Annotated in this window: 11 protein-coding genes; 5 read left to right on the plus strand and 6 right to left on the minus strand. The window is 63.8% G+C overall.

Going from position 1 to position 15,681, the window contains the following annotated elements; genetic code table 11:
• Nucleotides 1–2 precede the first annotated feature (2 nt).
• From B8446_RS08355 to B8446_RS08365, 3 genes are all read left to right on the plus strand, one after another.
• Nucleotides 3–1,319 carry a cytosine deaminase gene (locus B8446_RS08355; RefSeq protein WP_048848896.1) on the plus strand — a complete coding sequence of 439 codons (1,317 nt, stop codon included), beginning with the start codon at nucleotides 3–5 and terminating at the stop codon, nucleotides 1,317–1,319.
• A gap of 53 nt (nucleotides 1,320–1,372) precedes the next feature.
• Entirely contained in the window at nucleotides 1,373–2,266 is an 894-nt protein-coding gene (locus B8446_RS08360) for a bifunctional helix-turn-helix transcriptional regulator/GNAT family N-acetyltransferase (RefSeq protein WP_048848897.1), read from the plus strand.
• Between the two features lie 74 nt (nucleotides 2,267–2,340).
• Nucleotides 2,341–3,102, plus strand: a complete 762-nt coding sequence (locus tag B8446_RS08365) for a c-type cytochrome (RefSeq protein ID WP_158507538.1) — start codon at nucleotides 2,341–2,343, stop codon at nucleotides 3,100–3,102.
• On the opposite strand, the gene B8446_RS08370 is transcribed toward B8446_RS08365, so the two are convergent.
• From B8446_RS08370 to B8446_RS08380, 3 genes are read right to left on the minus strand one after another with little or no spacing between them, the layout of a single operon-like run.
• Nucleotides 3,068–3,784 (minus strand): phosphoribosyltransferase, encoded by a 717-nt coding sequence (locus B8446_RS08370; protein ID WP_048848899.1) that lies wholly within the window; start codon nucleotides 3,782–3,784, stop codon nucleotides 3,068–3,070. The two genes, B8446_RS08365 and B8446_RS08370, sit on opposite strands and share 35 nt — an antisense overlap.
• Nucleotides 3,781–5,046: an amidohydrolase gene (locus B8446_RS08375; RefSeq protein WP_048848900.1), complete on the minus strand. Its 1,266-nt coding sequence runs from the start codon at nucleotides 5,044–5,046 to the stop codon at nucleotides 3,781–3,783. The genes B8446_RS08370 and B8446_RS08375 overlap by 4 nt, the downstream gene beginning before the upstream one ends.
• Nucleotides 5,043–6,818 carry an adenine deaminase gene (locus B8446_RS08380; RefSeq protein WP_048848901.1) on the minus strand — a complete coding sequence of 592 codons (1,776 nt, stop codon included), beginning with the start codon at nucleotides 6,816–6,818 and terminating at the stop codon, nucleotides 5,043–5,045. The genes B8446_RS08375 and B8446_RS08380 overlap by 4 nt, the downstream gene beginning before the upstream one ends.
• Nucleotides 6,819–6,993: 175 nt before the next feature.
• Between B8446_RS08380 and B8446_RS08385 the strand changes: the two genes are divergently transcribed.
• A complete protein-coding gene (locus B8446_RS08385; RefSeq protein ID WP_048848902.1) occupies nucleotides 6,994–7,452 on the plus strand; it encodes a DUF2946 domain-containing protein in 459 nt (152 codons plus the stop codon).
• A gap of 424 nt (nucleotides 7,453–7,876) precedes the next feature.
• Entirely contained in the window at nucleotides 7,877–10,033 is a 2,157-nt protein-coding gene (locus B8446_RS08390) for a TonB-dependent receptor (RefSeq protein WP_241767702.1), read from the plus strand.
• A gap of 75 nt (nucleotides 10,034–10,108) precedes the next feature.
• On the opposite strand, the gene B8446_RS08395 is transcribed toward B8446_RS08390, so the two are convergent.
• The 3 genes from B8446_RS08395 to B8446_RS08405 all read right to left on the minus strand — a co-directional run bounded on the left by B8446_RS08395 (nucleotide 10,109) and on the right by B8446_RS08405 (nucleotide 15,396).
• Nucleotides 10,109–11,464: an NCS2 family permease gene (locus B8446_RS08395; protein WP_241767703.1), complete on the minus strand. Its 1,356-nt coding sequence runs from the start codon at nucleotides 11,462–11,464 to the stop codon at nucleotides 10,109–10,111.
• A complete protein-coding gene (locus B8446_RS08400; RefSeq protein ID WP_148505913.1) occupies nucleotides 11,457–12,821 on the minus strand; it encodes an NCS2 family permease in 1,365 nt (454 codons plus the stop codon). The genes B8446_RS08395 and B8446_RS08400 overlap by 8 nt, the downstream gene beginning before the upstream one ends.
• A gap of 73 nt (nucleotides 12,822–12,894) precedes the next feature.
• Nucleotides 12,895–15,396 (minus strand): TonB-dependent receptor, encoded by a 2,502-nt coding sequence (locus tag B8446_RS08405; protein ID WP_048848906.1) that lies wholly within the window; start codon nucleotides 15,394–15,396, stop codon nucleotides 12,895–12,897.
• Nucleotides 15,397–15,681 lie beyond the last annotated feature (285 nt).

The following is a 15,681-nucleotide window of genomic DNA, read 5'->3' on the forward strand; positions in this document are numbered from 1 at the left end:
ACATGCCACTTCCAGATTTCACCACGTCGCTGCCGACCCCCTATACGCTCGGCGACGCCCGCGTGCCCGCGTGTCTGCTTCCGGCGGAAGTCGCGCGTGATGCAGCGGTGGAACAGGGATGGGCACGTGTCGATCTCGGGATCGCAGACGGCGTGATCGCCTCGGTCGCGCCGAGCGGACGCGCACCGGCCATGTTGCCGGTTCTCGATATGTCGGGCCGCATCACCCTGCCGACATTCGTCGATCTGCACACGCATCTCGACAAGGGCCATATCTGGGACCGCGCACCCAATCCTGACGGCACACATGCGGGCGCTGCCATGACCGTCGCGCGTGACCGGCAGGCGAACTGGTCGGCGCAGGATGTATCGCGCCGGTTCGGCTTTGGACTCGCCTGCGCCTATGCCCATGGGACATCGGCCATTCGCACGCATCTCGATTCCTACGAGATCGAACAGGCGCGGATTTCATGGGGCGTTTTCGCGGACATGCGTGCGACGTGGGCAGATCGGATCGCGCTGCAGGCCGTGTGCATGGCCCGCATCGACGCCTACGGCGGCCCCGACGGACGCGAACTGGTATCGCTCGTCGCACGTCACGACGGGCTGCTGGGCGGCATCCTGCGTCTTCCGCCGGGACAGGAGGCAGCACTCGATGCGCATCTCGATACGCTGTTTCGACTGGCCGCCGAACACGGGCTCGACATCGACCTGCATGTCGACGAGACCGGCGACCCCGCAGCGGACGGACTGGATCGCGTGGCGCGCGCGGCATTGCGCAACCGCTTCACGGGGCAGATCAGTTGCGGGCACTGCTGTGCCCTGTCCGTACAGCCGGACCACGCGATGCACGAGACGATGGCCCGCGTGCGCGATGCCGGGATCACGATCATCACGCTGCCGATGGTGAATCTCTATCTGCAGGACCGCATCGCCGGTCGCACGCCCCGCTGGCGCGGCATCACGCCAGTGCAGGAACTGAGTGCAGCGGGGATCGACGTGATTGCGGCCAGCGACAATTGTCGTGATCCGTTCTTCATGTTCGGCGACCATGACATGATGGAGACATTTCGCGAATTCGTCCGCATCGGTCATCTCGATGCCGACATCGCGGATCGGATCGCGCACGTCTCGCACATGCCGGCACGGTCCATGGGCCACACCGCCCATATCGCGCCCGGCGCATCGGCCGATCTCGTCCTGTGCAATGCCGCATCGTCCGACCAGTTGCTCGCCCGTCCGCAGAGCGATCGCAAGGTCCTGCGCGCAGGGCGCCCGATCGTCACGACACCGCCCGACTACGATCTGCTTTCGGCATGATACCGACGCCTGGCGATTGACGGCGTCATGTTGTCTGACCTAAGTCAGATAATATGACGAACGATCCTGTCGCCCGCCTTCGCCGTTTCAACCGCGCCGTCACGCGTGAGACCGGCGCGCTCGATACGTCCTTTCTGGGACGCGGCCGCCCTCTGGGCGCGGCACGCGTGCTGAATGCGATCGGCCATGGGCGGTCCGAGGTGGGCACGCTGCGCAGCTACCTTGGTCTAGATTCCGGTCTCCTGAGCCGTCTTTTGCGTGGGCTGGAGGACGAAGGCCTGATCGTAACCGAACCACATGCCGATGATGCGCGGCGCCGCGTCGCCCGCCTGACGACTGCAGGCGCTCGCGAATTCGCGGCTTACGAAACGCTGTCGGACACGCAGGGCCGTGAGTTGCTGGGCCGCCATCCGAATCCGGATGCACTCCTGGCAGCCATGGACCTGATCGCCACGGCGTTTGGTCGGGACCGGATCACCATCGTCGAGACGGACCCGCAAGGGCCGGATGCACGCGTCTGCCTGGATGCCTATTTCGCCGAATTGTCCCGCCGCTTCGAGACGGGTTTCGACCCCGCGCAGGCGGCCATGCCGGACCCGGCTGCGCTGATGCGTCCGCGCGGCGCATTCTTCGTCGCGCATTCGGATGGCCTGCCGATCGGGTGTGTCGGATTGAAAGGCGAAGGCAATGGCACTGCCGAGATCAAGCGTCTGTTCGTGGCGCCACCGGCCCGCGGCCTCGGGTTGGCCCAGCGGCTCATGGACGAAGCCGAGGCCACGGCGAAGGACCTGTCCATTACCGTGTTGCGCCTCGACACCAATCGCGCCCTGCCGGAAGCCGCGCGATTCTATCGCAGGGCAGGCTGGGCCGAGATCGCGCGCTACAATGATAATCCCTATGCGGATTTCTTCTTCGAAAAGCGGCTGGCAGCCCCATTCACCCGGTAATGGCGCTGTCACCCCTTGCAGTTCGCCAGCGTCTCTGTTTCGCTATCGCCATGATTGCACGATCGTTTTTCACAGTGGCGCTGTTTGCATGTACAGTGCATGTTGCACAGGCTGCACCGCTTTCGATCGTTCGCGACGGGCAGGACACACCCAGGACCGCCGATGCGCTGGCAGGGCTGCCCGGCCATGCAACGCTGGACCTTTCCGCCACAACCGAGCCGCTTGGCCACGCGGTCATGGCTCTCCCGCTCGATGCGCTGCTTTCTCTCGACAAGCCCCTGAAGTTCACGGCATCGGACGGGTTTTCCGTCAATCTGACACCTGCCCTGTTCCAGGACGCTGCGCGTCGTGGCGCACGGCCCTGGATTGCGATCGAACAGTCACCGCATTCATGGCAGACCAGAGACGGGCAGGATCTGGGGCCCTATGCCCTCGTCTGGAGCGGGCCGGGCGCGTCCGCGATTCCGCGTGAGCGCTGGGTCGACCGGCTCGTGGCCGTTGTGTCCCAGCCGGATGCGGCCGATCCCGCGATGCTTTTGCCCAAGGCCGGTGCGCATCACGCAGGCGCCGTTGCCTTCGTGACGAACTGCCTGCCGTGCCATCGGCTCAAAGGTCAGGGCGACGGAGACAAGGGCCCGGACCTGGGAAAACCCGTCAACGTCACACGTTACATCACACGCGCGGGTTTCACGGCAATCGTCCGAAACCCGGGCAGCGTCCGAAGCTGGCCGGCGCAACGCATGGAGGGCTTCCCGGAAGAAGCGCTGAGCCGGAAAGATCTCGATGCGATCTGGGCCTATCTCAAGGCGCTGGGCAGCAGCACGCCCCTTCACTGACAACCGGCGGCAGCGTTTCCGCCATCGGACGCCAGCCGGCCCCATCGCGCACGAAACGCGGGGTTGCGAACACCGCGCGCACCGGCACGCGCACCCGATCCATCCATGCCCGGGTCTGCGTCATTGCACAGACGGCACCCGCGGGGGTGATATCGGCACGCGTCATCAGCGACACGGCGGCGGCAAGCGAGACGCCCGAACTCGTCACGTCGTCGACGAGAACGACACGCCGTCCTTCGAGAAGAGGCAAAAGGTTCGGATCCAGCCCCAGAGTTTTGGACTGATCCGGCGTAGTGATGGAGGAAATCGGCACCGATAGCGCAGGATCGTACCAGAACTTGCGTGACGTCGAGAGGGGGACATAGCGGTCATGGCCCAGCGCGTGTGCGATCGCGGGCGCCAATGTCAGACCCAGCGTCGGCACTCCCACGATCACGTCTGGCGCAAATGCCCGCGCGGCATCGGTCATTTCGGCCACGATCGCGTCCAGCACATCGAAGGACGCATGATTGACCAGAAGGGACGCGACCGCGTGCGTGCCATCCGGCAGCGGGCGGATCGGCAGATCCAGCATGCGCTTGCCGACCTGGACCGGAAAGCGGTCGTCGTAAGGCGCCTGTGCCGACGGGCCTGTGCGAAATTCCTGCCAGAATTCGAGGGTTTTGGCGTGCTCCACGCTCATCGGTTCTCCACGAAGGCCTGCATGACCGAAACTGCGACCGGCAAGGCGGCCTCGTCGAAATCGAACGCGCTGGCATGATGCGCATCGGCCAAATCAGCGCCGATCAGGCAGTAACCGGCCCTGCCACCGTGTTCCTGCACCCGACGCATCAGATAGGTCGCATCGTCACCACCACCGATCGGAGCCGCCTCGACGATGTCCAGTCCGCCAACCGCCAGCGCCGCCCGGCGCAGCCGCTCCCGGATCTCGCGATCGGATTCGATGCTGATGGACTCGCTACGCACGCGCGTCGCAACCGAACACCCTTGGGTCAGGGCCGCGCCCTCCAGCACGCGGTCGGACGCCGCCGCGAGACGGGCAAGTGCCGCCTCCGTGCCCGCGCGCAGTTCCATTTCCATTTCGGCGTGGTCCGCAATCACGTTGCGCGCCGTGCCCGCCACCAGGCGCCCGACATTGACACGTGTCATCGTCTGCCCATCGCGCGGCAATGCGTGCAATCCGAGCGTTGCCATGGCGGCGGCCAGCAACGCATTGCGCCCTTCCTCAGGCGCCATGGCGGCATGGCTGCCACGACCGGAAAACGTGACGTCCCGCTTCGTGGCCCACAGGAAACCATCTGCCATCAACGCGATTTTTCCGCTCGGCAACTGGCATCCAAGGTGGGCTGCCAGGAAAACGTCCACATCGTCCATCAGCCCCGAAGCCACGATCGGCAGCGCGCCGCGCCCACCCTCCTCCGCCGGCTGGAACAGCAGCCGCAGCGTCCCGGACCAGCGCGCATCAGGCCGGGCGAGCGCCTCCGCGACCGCAAGCCCGATCGCTACATGTCCGTCATGGCCGCAGGCATGCATCAGGCCGAGACGGATGGACGCATAACCACCGGAAGTGGGTCGATGCGTGCGATCGGATGTTTCCGTGACGGGCAAGGCGTCCATATCGAAACGCAGCACGGTTACCGGACCGTTCCCGCGCCGCAATTCACCACACACAGCCGTCTGGCCACCCGGCATCCGGTCGATCAGTGCCGGATCGGCGCCTGCGCGTCGCGCCTCGTCCTGAGCCCGCGCAATGTCGGCGGCACTCGGCAGAATGGCGGGATCATCGATCCGCATGATGTCCGGACCGATCCGCAGGCCATAGCCGAGTTCAGCCAGACGCTCCGCCACGATCGCGGCCGTGCGGTATTCGCGAAAAGCCAGCTCCGGATAACGATGCAGCGCACGCCGCATTGCCGCCGGATCGCGTGGAAACGCTTCGTTCATTCCGCCGGCACCAGCATGTCGGTCACGATCCGCCCGGTCATGCCATCGGTAATTCCGAGATCCGTCACATGTGGTCCCGGATTGCAGGCAAGGCTCGCGCCGATTACGAGCTTGACGATCGGAACCGCCAGTTTTTCCGGAACGATCGCATCCGACGCCGCACGCAACTGCGCGAAACGTGTGGCCACGACCTCAGGCGCCTCCTCGGACAGAAGACCGCAGACCGGGAGGGCAAGTTCGCTGATTACCTCGCCGTCTTTGGCAACCGCCATGCCGCCGCCGCATGCGATCAGCGCATTTGCCGCTGCCGCCATGTCAGCCGGATCGCGGCCGAACACCGCCAGATTGTGACTGTCATGCAGGATCGTGGTCGCAAACGCGCCCTCCCAGCGCCCCCAGCCCTCGAGCACACCCAGGCCCGGTGTCGAACTTGCGCCGTAGCGATTGAACACGGCCATCAGCAAAGTGTCTTCAGGCAAGACGACATGGCCTTCTTCGACCGCAACCTCCCGTTCGCCCCATCGGGTAAAGCGCGGGGTATGAACCGTCTGGATCGTCGCGCGCGTGCCCTTGGCGCGAATACGAAAAGCGTCGGGCGCGACAGGATCGAGGTGCATCGTCTCCGTCGGTGCGCGCATGCTGTCCGGACGCGGCGGGGCGCCCACAAGACGCCCTTCCGCCGCGACCTCCCGCCCGGAAGCGAAGACACGACGCACGGCAAAATCGTGCAGGTCCGCGAACACCACGAGATCGGCGCGCCGCCCGGGCGCGACGGCCCCGAGATCGCGCCGCTCCAGACGCATGGCCGCGTTCAGGGTGGCACAGCGCAGCGCGTCGAGGGGCTCCATGCCGTTGGCCGTCATCAGGCGCAGCAGATGGACAATGCCGCCATCACGCACGAGATCGTCCGGAAAGATGTCATCGGTGCAGAAGGTGACGGTCTGCGGCACACGGCCGATCTCACGGAATGCGGCAACTGCTTCCGGCAGCACACTCGTATGCGAGACGCGCAGTTCGAGCGTCAGCCCCGCTCGCAGCTTGTCCAGAATGTCCTGCCGTCCGGTCAACTCGTGATCGGATTCGATCCCGGCTGCGACAAATGCCTGAAGCGGCGCGCCGGTCAGATCGCGGGCATGACCGCAGATCAGCTTGCCGCTGTCGATCCCCGCCTGAACGATGCCGCGCATATGGGCCGAGCGTTCGATGACGCCGCGCATGTCCATGATTTCGGCAACACCGATCACCTCCGGCCAGGACAGCATCTCGGCCATTGCATCCGCATCGAAGACGGCACCGGCCCGCTCCAGCCCCGGTGCCGACGGCACGCAGGACGGCGCTTCGACCAGAATGCGCAACGACAGGTCGCGTGCCGCGGCGACAGCCCAGCGCACGGCATCCAGCCCCCCGACATTGCCGACCTCATGCGGATCCCAGGCAATGGTGGTCGTCCCCTGCGGCACGACGGTTTCCGCGTAGGTGCGCGGCGTCATCATCGAGCTTTCGATATGCAGATGCGTGTCGATCAACCCGGGTGCCACGACCGCACCATCCAGCGCCATGGATGTCTGTGCATCCGTGCGCGTGCCGCGCGGGTGAACACTGGCGATCAGCGGGCCCACGATTCCAATATCGGCCTCACGCAGTTCGCCCGTCACGACGTCGGCCACGACGCCGCCGCACAGCAGGACATCGAATGGCTCCCGGCCCGCCGCAGCCCGCACGGCACGATCGCGCAAAGCCGGAGCGTCCAGGTCGGTCCAGGCGCGGGTCATGGCAGAAATTCCTTGCTAGATGGCGGAAGGGCGCGAGGATAAGACGAGCCATTCCGGCTGCGCAATTGCAATCGACCGCCCGAAACTACGGTTCCGGGCACACCAGTTTGACAAGCCGCCTCCCCGGCTCCTACCTGTGGTCAACGACCGGGTAGCGAGGCATCCGCCAGCAATCATGGCTCACGCCAATCACCTTGCGAAACAGCCCGCTCTCAACCGCTGGCTGCTCGTCACACTTACGCTGCTGGGTTTTCTCGGCCAGCTGCTGATCGGCAATCAGGCGCGCCCCGATGAAACGCCGCGCGCCACGATCCAGCGGCTGACCGGGATCGATATTGCAGCGGCGGACCATGCGCCCGTCTCCGATACGGCGCCGCATGTCATGCACATGCCGGGGATGACGTCCAAGGCCGGACCAGCCCGATCTCATGCGCCCGGCCATCATCATGATGGGTCGTGCCCCCTCTGTCCCCTGCTCCATCTTCCCGTCATCGTCCTGACGGGTCTGATCATCCTGCCGCGCCTCCCCCTGTGCTGGGCGCCGTCGGCGCACCATCTCGCGCAGCCGCGCGCCCCGCCGTCATCGGCGCGTCGCATCCTGCCGCCGTCGCGCGGGCCTCCTTCGTCCTTCTGAGCTTTTCGAGCGCCGTTTCCGGCCGATGCGAAACGCATCCGGCCGGACGCGACCGCTCCGCCGCCAGAAGATCCGATGCGTCCGCCTGTCGCTCGCGACCATCCGTATGCCTCTCACGCGTTGCCCCGAAGGGTGCGATGCCGGGAGGCACACCGATAGTCATTGAACCGGGCCATTCGAATCCACTGGCATTTTTCCAAGGCCAGCTCAGGACACGATCATGCCCGGCCCAACCGCGCCCTGCTTCCGAAGAACCGGCATGCACCCAGGGGTGCTCGCCATTCTCATCATGTGCGCGCATCCCGTAGCCGTCCCTGTCCGCGCGGCGGAGACCGTCCCGCCGCCGCAGAGAAAGACGTCGGCCCATCCGCCACCCGCGCGGACGCCATCAGCAACCGTGCCCGCGTACAGAACAGAGACGATCGTGGTCCGGGGCCGCGCCGCGGCACCCGAGATCCGGCGATTTGCGTTGCCGCAGACAACGGCAGGCATCAACCGGCGGCAGATCGATGCAACGCTCAACATCATCGATACCGAAGACGCGCTCAGATACATGCCAAGCCTCATGCTGCGGAAGCGCTACAACGGCGATACGCAGGCGACGCTCCAGACGCGCACATGGGGCATTGCCTCCAGCGCGCGCAGTCTCGTCTATGTCGATGACGCGCTGATCTCGGCCCTGATCTCCAACAACACGACGACGGGTGCGCCGCGCTGGGGCATGGTGGCGCCCGAGCAGATCGAACGGATCGACATGCTCTATGGCCCGTTCGCGGCCGAATATCCCGGAAATTCCATGGGAGGCGTCGTTCTCATCACCACGCGCATGCCGGATCATTTCACTGCGACGATCAAGCAGACCGGCAGCGTGCAGACCTACGGCGACTACAGGACGCACGGCAGTTACGGCACCTCGAACAGTGCCGTCACCCTTGGCAACAGGATCGGCCGGCTGTCCTGGCTGTTCAGCGCCAACCGGGAGGAGACGCTCTCCGAGCCGCTCTATTACGTGCTCGATTCCACGTTCCCGACCGCAACGACGGGTGGCATCCGGGCGCTGAGCAAGACGGGCACGGCCGCCAATGTCATGGGCGCCGGCGCCCTGCTGCACAGCACGATGAACAACGTGACGCTCAGGATGGCCTACGATGTCACACGCTGGCTGGGCCTGAACTACACGATCGGCTTCTGGGACAACCAGACACGGGCGCGGTCGCAAACCTATCTGACCACCGCATCGGGCACCCCCACGTTCGGCGGCGTCGCCGGTTTCGCCAACGACACCTACAGCTTCAACGAAGATCATCTGATGAATGCGGTCTCGCTGAAGACCAATACACAGGGCCATTGGGACGGTGAGGCCGTCTTCACGGATTATGATTATCTGAAGGACATCCAGCGCAATCCCGCAGGCGTTCTCGGCGGGACCACGTTCACCCGCAACGGCTATATCGCGCGAATGGACGGATCAGGCTGGCGCACGGGCGACCTGAAAGGCATCTGGCGTCCCGCCGGCCCGACAGGCGCTCATGAACTGAGCTTCGGCGGCCATCTGGATCGATATCACCTCGAAAATCCGACGTATAACACCGGCAACTGGGCCGCCTCCTCCGATGCCGGCAACGGCACGCTGCACAGCGCCGGTCGCGGCACGACGACGACCTATGCGCTCTGGGCACAGGATGTCTGGAAATTTCTGCCGGGCTGGACACTGACGCTGGGCGGACGCGTGGAATTCTGGGGCGCGTCGAACGGTTTCAACAGCGCAGGCAGCGTGGCGACGAGCCAGCCGACCGCCCATTCCACTAATGGATCGCCCAAGGCGACCCTGGCCTGGCGTATCAATCCGGGCTGGACCACCAAGCTCTCGTTCGGCGAGGCATGGCGTTATCCAACAGTGTCCGAACTCTATCAGATCGTCTCGACAGGCGGCACGTACGCCGTTCCGAACGCCAATCTGAAACCCGAGCGCGTCTTTTCGGGAGAAGCGATGATCGAGCGTCGCCTGACAAACGGCAGCCTGCGGCTGTCGCTGTTCCAGGAAAACACGCGCGATGCGCTGATCTCGCAGAGCACGCTGCTGAACTCGATCTATACGACGACATTCCAGAACGTGAACGCGGTGCGCAATCGCGGCGTTGAGTTCGTGGCCGAACGGCACGATCTGCTGATCCGGGGCCTCGATCTCTCCAACAGCGTCACCTACGTCGATTCGCGCATTCTCTCCGACCCCGGCTTCAGGAGCAGTGCCGGGACAAGTGCAAACGGCAAGCATGTGCCCTATGTGCCGAAATGGCGCGATACCCTGCAGGCCACTTGGCATGCGACACAGCGCCTCGATCTCTCGGCCGCGCTCCGTTATCAGGGCAAGATGTATTCGACGCTGGACAATACCGACAGCGTCAGTCACGTCTTCGGCGCATTCGACACATTCCTCGTCGTGGACGTGCATGTTCACTGGCACGTCGCAGGCCCGCTCACGCTGGATGCAGGCATCGACAACATCAATAACGCCCGATATTTCGAGTATCACCCGTTCCCGATGCGGACCTATGTCGGGGATCTGAAGGCCGCGTTCTGAGCAGGGCCGCCTGCGCGACAGAACAGGACCCTGACCGCATCAGGGCGAGGCGGGGTCCGACGTTCCCGGAAACGCTCAGTGTCCGTGCGGATGCAGACCGGCGGATACGAGAAAGAACAGCCCGAAGATCACGCCCAAGGCCCAGATGACGGGCGACATCTCCCGCGCTCTGCCGTGCGCCGACATCAGGGCGATATGGGCGAACACACCGAATGCCATGCCATTGATCAGATTTGCGGTCATGGCCGCGATCACGATGGTCAGAAGGGCCGGGCCGCATTCGGCAAGATCGCTCAGGTCCAGCGCGCGCAGCCCTTGGAGCATCATCAGCCCGACCACGAGCAGCGCAGGTGCCGTTGCCTGCGCCGGGATGATCATGAAGACGGGCCAGAAGAACAGGGCGAGGCAAAAGCCGCCCGCGATCACCAGGGCCGCAAGCCCGGTCCGCGCACCGGCCTGCACACCGGTCACGGATTCCGAATAGACAGTCACGACGGACGTACCAAGCAGGGGCCCTGCCATCGATCCGATCGCATCGGTTGCGAACGTGCGCCGCGCATGGGGGATATGACCGTTCTCCGCGACCAGCCCCGCCGCGCTCATCGCACTCAGCACGTTGGCCAGTGACCCGAACAGTTCGGTGCAGAGGAAAAAGAACATCATCGGCATGATCGACACGACATGCTGTGCAAGCCATGGCCAGTCTTGATGAAAGGCCGTTGCCCGCGGCCAGACCGGCAGCGCCACGATGCGCGTGGGCCAACGGGTGATCGTCCCGCCATGCCCGTCCGGCAGGAACAGCCCTGCGATCGTCAGCACGGCGATCGACAGGATCAACGCGCCCGGGACCCGTCGCGCGACGAGCACAGGTGTCGCGATAAAGCCTGCGAGCGTCAGGAGCACGCGCGGATCGCCGATCGGCCCCATGGCAACGAAGGTCGAGCGGTTCGGCACCACGAAGCCCGCGTGACGCATGCCGATGAACAGGATGACGAACCCGACGGCGCCCTGAATGCCGACGCGCAGCGACAACGGGATCGCCTGCGCGATGCGCTCGCGCAGGCCCGTCATCGTCATGACCAGAAAGATGCCGCCTGTCAGGCTGACCAGAGCCAGCGCCGCGGGCCAGGGCATGCTCATCTGGCGCACCAGGACGACGGCGAACACCACGTTCGATCCCATAGCGGGCGCCAGACCGAGCGGCAGGTTGGCCCAGAGCCCCATGATGGTCGTGCAGATGATGGCGATCAGGCAGGTCGCCGAGAGAACGCTCGCGCGATCCATCCCTGCGTCCTGCATGACCATGGGATTGACCGCAACGCAATACGCCATGGCGGCAAACGTCGTCAGCCCGCCGATCACCTCGCGCGGGATGGTGCTTCCACGCGCCCGAACCGAGAAACGGCGGTCGAGAAATCCACGATCAGGCAATGCTCGTGGCACTCAGATACAGATACAGCACCAGCATCGCGTCGATGAGCAACAGGACCGGCGTCAGCCGCCGCCATTCACGCAAGCCCACCATCATCAGCGTGTAGGCGAAGCAGCCGGTGCAAAGGCCGACCATGAGATTGCCGGTCGTGACCGTGAGCAGCAGGATCAGCACCGCGCTGACCGGATTTTCGAACCGGCTGTGATCGATATGGCGGATCCCGTCCATCATCAGGATTCCGACCATGACCAGCGCGGGACACGTCGCCTGCGCGGGGATGGCAGCGATCAGCGGCCAGAAGAACACGCTGAGCCCGAACAGCGCCGCAACCACCAGCGCTGTTAGTCCCGTCCGGCCGCCGCTCTCGACACCGGTCGCGGATTCGACGTAGGCGGCAACGGTCGGACTGCCGATGCAGGCGCCGATCAGCGATGCGATCCCGTCCGCAAGATAGGCGCGCCGGGCATTGGGAAACTGCCCGTCCGGCGTCATCAGCCCGGCGCGACGCGTGACGCCGATCAGCGTCGCCGTCGCGGAGAAGAAATCCCCCAGGAAGAAATAGAGCGCCACTGGCAGCGCGAGGAAGAAATGGTCCGCGAACTGTCGGAAATCGAAGCCGAACACGAACTGGCGCGGCAGTGACGGCCATTGGACCGGGCGGCTCGGCAGAACGGTCAGCATGCCGCCATGCGGTCCCGGCACCACCAGCCCGCACAGCGTGATGGCCACGATCGAGAGGAGGAGCGCGCCTCGAACCCGCATCAGCATCAGGACAGGCGTGATGAGCAGCCCTGCGAACGTCAGCAGGGTTGCAGGCATCGTCAGGTCGCCGAAGGCCGGCGCACCGGATGGCGCATGTCGCACCAACCCGCCCCCGACGAGGCCCAGATAGGCGATGAACAGGCCGATACCACATTGAAGGCCGACACGGATGGATTCAGGAAACCCGCGAACGACAGCGGATCGCAGGTTGCTGACCGACAGGAGCGTGAACAGGACGCCACCCAGCAGCACCATCACCAGCGCCGTTCCGTAGGACAATCCCATCCGGACGACGACGACCTGGGAGAAGACGATGTTCGATCCCATGGCCGGGGCCAGCGCCACCGGCAGGCGCGAGAAGATCGCCATGACGATGGTGCCGAACATGGCAGCAAGTGCTGTAATGACGATCAGGACATGTCGGTCCGCACCGGTCGCCGACAGGATCTGCGGGTTGACGATGACGATGTAGCCCATCGCCCCGAACGTCGTCAGGCCCGCAACGATCTCTCGCGAAAGACTCGTCTCGCGGGCCTGCGGCATGTCGGAAACAAGGAAGCCGAGCGCGCTCGGCAGACCGGGCAATCGGGCCACGAGCGGCGAACCTTTCGTTTCAAGCCGAAAATCGCCGGCCTCGGAGCGGAGGCCGACGTCGGGAAAAGCAGGATCAGAAACCGGTGGTGAATGTGCCCATCACGGCGAAGTTCGTGTTGATGTAGTATTCCGGCTGCGTGCTTGCGATCGTGCTGCCAAAAATACCGGTCGTGTTGTTCGAGTTCGTGCTGATGGATTCAACACCCGAGCGATAATGCCAGTTGGCCAGGTTGATGAAATTGACCTGGAACAGGGGGTGCTTGAGGCGCCAGACATTCGGCAGACGCCGTCCCAGGCTCAGGTTGATCTCGCCATGCGATGGCAGGGCCTGCTGGTCCATGAAGTCGGCGTACTGCTTGGCGACCCAACGATAGGTGAATGTACCGAAATTCTTGGAATCATCGTAGGTCAGGGCACCGGTCACGCTGAATTTCGGTGCAAGAACCGCCGTCTTCCCCTTCGTCGGCAGATAGTCGTCGATATAGGCGCCCGAGGCGGTCGTACCACCTGCAGCCAGATTGTTATCCGTCGTGGCGTGCAGATACTCGCCCGAGAAATAGGGGCTGAAATGATGCCACGGGCGCGTACCGAACTCGGCGTCAATACCGCGAAGCGTCGCGCCGCCGCCATTCAGCGTCGTGGAGTAGTTATATCCATTCTGGTAAAGAGACGACTGGATATTACGGTTGGTGATGTTCGTGTTGAAGAACGTCACCGCTGCCGTGATCAGGCCGTAATGTCGGAAGCCAAGCTCCTCGGTAATGGCATATTCGTTTTTCAGGCTCGAAGACGGCGGAGATGCCGAGCCACCCGAGTAGGTATCAAAATAGGTATTCGCCGTTGGCATGTGGAAATTGGTTGAGCCCGACACGAAGACCTGATCCGCGCGATCGATCTGATAGCTGGCCGAGAACCGCGGCAACGGCTCCGCCGTGTTGGTCCCGACATTGTATTGAGGACCCGGCAGGTTGTTCGTGCCGTACCGATTGACCATCACTTCCTTGAAGCCGACGTTGATCTTCAGCTTGTCGTGCAGGTAGGACGCGGAATCACCGATGAACAGACCGTTGGTCTGGGTAATCAGGTGATAGTCCTGTCCAAAAAGCGTCTGCCCGTCAGCATACTTCAGCGCGGACGATCCCCAGTATGACGCGGGCGTACCATCACTCCCCAACTGCGTGTAGATCTGAGACTGACGATCATCGAGATAATCGTAATACCAGCCGAAGACGATCTTATTGTGTGAATCCGGCTCGTAATCGATGGACGAGCTCAATCCTGGATGAAATTCCTCAGCAATATAGTATGCCTGAGTATTTGTCGTCGGGACCCCGTTATCGTTATATACAAGACTCTGATTAGGAACGACCACCGAGTCCGCCCTGTATTGCGTCCCGAGATAGTTCCCGGCCAAAGCCAGGGTCGTGCCATAACCACCGCCGCCGCTACCCCAGTAGTAATAGGGCTGAACGTGCAGATGAAGGTCGTGGCGCAACGTGAACGTGGATGGCATCGAAAGGATCAGGTCGCGCCAGCCACCTTCGTGGACCGGCCAGTAGTCCAGGCTTCCCGGGTTGCTCGAGAAGTTGTTGCCGCCATCATCCACGTTGCCCTTGGAGCCGTGGGCGTACCACTGCGCCTGGGTGACGTTGTTGTAGCTCTGCGTATTGTTCTCGTTATAGGCCTGAACGAAGCGGACCTCGTTTCCGTCTCCCCACCGCTTCAGGAAGCTCGAATCGACGTGACGGCGCTGGCTCATGCCCGGACCGCGCCACTGGCCATATGTCGCGTTCGAGTAGGAGACATAGCCGGTGATGCCGGTATGCCCGATTTCGCCGGTATCGATCCGGAGGAACTCACGATTGGTCTTGTGTGAGCCGTAGGAATAGTCGATCAGCCCACCGAACTCGCGCGACGGGTCGCGGGTCTGGATGTTCATCGTGCCGGCCGTGGCATTCGCAAGCGGCGCTTCCAGATCGGACTGGCCGGGCGTCAGCTTCACTTCCTGGTAGTTTTCGGTGTCACCCCATTCCGAGGTGTACGGCGAATAGGAGTCGACGTCCGCGATCGGCGCGCCGTCATAGAGATATCCGATTTCGGACTGCTGCATGCCGCGGATATTGATCATGACGGCATCGGAAAATCCGAACGGGTCGGAGGAGCCGACATCCGCACCCGGCGCATACTGCATCATCTGTGCGGCCGACGTGGACGGCGCGAGCTTTGCGATGAAGTCCCGGGAAATCGTCGTCTGGCTGTGCGCGCCGGTCTCGACCGCCATGAGGCCGCCGCCGGGGGACCGGCCAGTGACGCCGTTCGGGCTCTGCACCGGATTATGGCTGACCACCATGATGGACTCGGCCTTGCTCGGGGCGCTGACCGGTACGGGACGCGCCGGCGCGCGAGCGGCCGTGGATGCAGGCTGCGGCGGCGCTGCGGCATGCGACGCGGCGGCGGCACGCGTATGGGTCGTCTTGCGATGATGAGGCACGCTCTGCGCCGAGGCCGCATCGACCGCCACTGCCGAAATCGACAGCGCAGTTCCGGCGACAAGCAGCCGGCGGGCGGACGACAAACCTATCCTCATCATGGATCCCTTACGTATGACGGCGTATCGGCCGATAATCACTCGGGTTCGATACCAACGCAATTCGTTTCGCTTTGCGTCGTCGGTTTTTTGGGTCGACCTCATGTTTTTCAGCCTGAAGTGGCGGTTTTCCGCCAGCCCTGAGCATTTTCGTGGCGGATTCGCCACATATTTCACAATTTTTCTCAAGCCCGAAGACCGCCGTCTGCCGCTTCTCGCGGCGTCGGAAAAACTGTTGACACGTCTTCCAAACTGGCTACGTAGCCCGCGTTT

Source organism: Tanticharoenia sakaeratensis NBRC 103193 (assembly GCF_000963885.1).
GTDB lineage: Bacteria > Pseudomonadota > Alphaproteobacteria > Acetobacterales > Acetobacteraceae > Tanticharoenia > Tanticharoenia sakaeratensis.